Below are 2,999 nucleotides of genomic sequence, written 5' to 3' on the forward strand. Positions count from 1 at the left end.
TATTATTTCACGAGCAGCTCGGCAGATTACTTATCCGGCTAACTTTCAACTGATTGCTGCGATGAACCCCTGCCCATGTGGTTATGCGTTTAATCAAGACAGCCGTTGCCAATGTTCACCTGACAGCATTAAGCGCTATCAAAACCGTATATCGGGCCCGTTACTTGACCGTATCGATTTACATATTGATGTACCGCCTTTAAAAGCTCAGGAACTGCAAGATCCAACACCTGTTGAAGGTTCTACGGCTGTAAGACAGCGTGTGATTTCTGCTTATGAACAACAAATGCAAAGACAAAATTGTTTAAATCAAGCGCTTTCACCGAAACAACTTGAGCAATATGCTGTCCTTGATAGTACTTCACAGCGAATGATTGAAATGGCACAGCAACGTTTAAATCTATCAGCTCGTGCTTATCATCGTGTTTTACGAGTAGCGCGGACCATTGCCGATTTGGCTCAAAGTGAGATGATTCAAAGTCCTCATCTCACAGAAGCACTCTCCTATCGAGGCAATCATTCTTAAGGCAAAACAGCGGATGATGAGTCCGCTGTTCTTTTATTAAGAACCTTATTTAAGGTTTCAATTAGACTAGTGATTTCTTTCTCTGATAAAGCTGCAAAACCGAAGCGAATACAACGATTAGAAGACTCGTTTTGTTTAAACTTATGCTCTGTATCAATGTTGAGTTCTTTTAATTTTATAAGCTGATCTCGAGTAAATGGTTTCTGGAATTTTACCCATAACGCCATTCCACCCGCGGGTGGTTGTATATGAACACACTCTGCAAAAATTCTTTTAAACTCAGCTAACGCATGGTCTCGGCGTAGTTGATATATTTTTTTCATTTTACGGATGTGTCTTTTAATTTCACCCCGTTGCATTAAATCTGCTAAGGCAAGTTCAGTAATATTATTACCTTGACGATCAATCAGTAAAATATCTTCAGTAATCGATTGAATGATTGATGGCGATGCCACGATGTAGCCTAAACGGATCCCTGGTGCAAAAACTTTAGACAATGAGCCAACATGAATAACCAATTCAGAATGAGGCAAACTCGCTAAGGGTGGCATAGGCCGACTGTCATAATGGAATTCATGATCATAGTCATCTTCAATAATATAAAAGCCCCATTTTTTTGAAAGCTCTAAGAGTTGAAGACGGCGATTCATTGGCATCGTAACAGTTGTGGGATATTGATGATGCGGAGTTGTATAAATGGCAGCAACCGAATGTTCTTTTAAAACACGTTCTAAATCCTCAATGACAATACCTTGTTCATCTAATTTGACAGAAACGACCTGAAAACCATTTGATTGGAACGCTTTAAAAGCAGATGGATAGTAAAGCTCTTCAACAACGATAACACCCTGCCTATTAGGTAATGCACGAGATGCAAGAAAAATTCCCATCTGGCTACCACGTACAATACAAATCTCATCTTCGGCAACATTCATAAAACGTTCCATTGACAACATTTGTTGTAAGGCTTGTCTTAACTCAATCATACCTCGTGGGTCACCATACCCCATATACTGGTTTTGGGTAATTTTAATCAGTGCATGCCGATAGGCCCGCGAAAATAGTTCGTAGGGAATAAGCCTCGGATCTGGTACACCATCGTTATGTGGATATAAAGCAACTTCTTGAATAGTTGGCTTCTCATTCACTTTTCGCTCAGATATCGACTCTATTTGGAGTTGTTTTTCTGGCAAAACATCTGCCACAAATGTGCCTTTTCTGGGACGAGTCACAAGCCATCCTTGTGCTTCTAATTCTTCATAGACCGCTTGTACCGTTTTCCGATTAACTCCTAATTCTTTTGATAGGCTACGAGACCCTGGCAGCATAGTCCCTTGCGCCAAACGGCCACTTAAGATTTCCTGACTAATCAAGTTGGTAAGCTTTAAAAAAACTGTTTTCTCTTCTCTTTCATCGATACGAAAATGTACTTGCCAAGGTCTTAGCATATTTGCCCCATCTGGACCATATAACTTATAAAAACTGGATGTATTGATTCATCCAGTTATTTTCTATTCTGCCTTCACCTACTTAATTTGGTCAACTGGACTGGAGAAGAGATGAAGACTGCTTCTGTAAACAAACAAGACCTAATGCAACATGCACAGCAAGACATGCAAAAGTGGATTAGCGACTCAGATTTAACTGACCGCCAAAAGCTTGCCCTCACTTGTCGTATTTTATTTGATCATGGCCATGATGCTGGTTTAGCAGGCCAAATTACTTGTCGTAGTGAAAGTAAAGAATCCTTTATTACCCAACGTTTTGGTTTGGGTTTTGATGAAATTACTGCCTCAAACTTGCTTGAGGTGAATCAAGACTTAGAACCCATCAATCAAGATGGTATGGCAAACCCAGCCAACCGTTTTCATACATGGATTTATAAAGAACACCCAGAAGTTAACTGCATTATCCATACGCATCCGACTCATGTAGCGGCTCTTTCCATGCTTCAAATTCCGCTCATGATTTCTCAAATGGATGTCTGCGCACTTTATGAAGATTGCTCATTTGTAGGCCATTGGCCAGGTGTTCCTGTGGGCAATGAAGAAGGCATTTTGATTTCTTCTGCTTTGGGTAAAAACCGCGCTGTTTTGTTATCTCACCATGGTCAACTGGTCACAGGAAAAACCATTGAAGAAGCCTGCAACTTGGCTCTTTTAATTGAACGCGCAGCTCAACTGCAACTTCTAGCCATGTCTGCTGGGCAAATTCAGCCGATCCCACACGATTTAGCTACAGAAGCTCATGACTGGGTATCTACCGATAAACGTAACAAAGTGAACTTTGCTTACTACGCACGTAAAGCTTTGAAAAAACATTCTGACTGTATTTAAAAAGAGATTTCGACCATGAAACTAAACGGCATTATTGGCTACCCTGTTACTCCTTTTTCTGATGACAACACCATTAATCTTCCTGTTTTAAAACAGATGCTCGATTTGCTTATTGAAAACGGCTGCGATGCAATTGC

Annotated in this window: 3 protein-coding genes and 1 pseudogene; 3 read left to right on the top strand and 1 reads right to left on the bottom strand. The window is 40.5% G+C overall.

Annotation, left to right across the window (positions count from 1 at the left end; all coding sequences use genetic code 11):
- Positions 1 to 526, top strand: a 526-nt coding sequence (locus UC75_RS22270) for an ATP-binding protein (RefSeq protein WP_228137471.1), incomplete at its 5' end; no start/stop codon positions are given.
- On the opposite strand, the gene UC75_RS17260 is transcribed toward UC75_RS22270, so the two are convergent.
- Positions 523 to 1,974, bottom strand: a complete 1,452-nt coding sequence (locus tag UC75_RS17260) for a PLP-dependent aminotransferase family protein (RefSeq protein WP_049838288.1) — start codon at positions 1,972 to 1,974, stop codon at positions 523 to 525. The two genes, UC75_RS22270 and UC75_RS17260, sit on opposite strands and share 4 nt — an antisense overlap.
- Before the next feature lie 111 nt (positions 1,975 to 2,085).
- Here UC75_RS17260 and UC75_RS17265 point away from each other — a divergent pair, with 111 nt between their 5' ends.
- Positions 2,086 to 2,862, top strand: a complete 777-nt coding sequence (locus tag UC75_RS17265) for an aldolase (protein WP_049838289.1) — start codon at positions 2,086 to 2,088, stop codon at positions 2,860 to 2,862.
- 15 nt (positions 2,863 to 2,877) lie between these two features.
- Positions 2,878 to 2,999: pseudogene (locus UC75_RS22275) on the top strand (dihydrodipicolinate synthase family protein); the annotation flags it as partial.

It is taken from the genome of Acinetobacter sp. V2 (genome assembly GCF_001188385.1).
GTDB classification, from domain to species: Bacteria; Pseudomonadota; Gammaproteobacteria; order Pseudomonadales; family Moraxellaceae; genus Acinetobacter; species Acinetobacter oleivorans.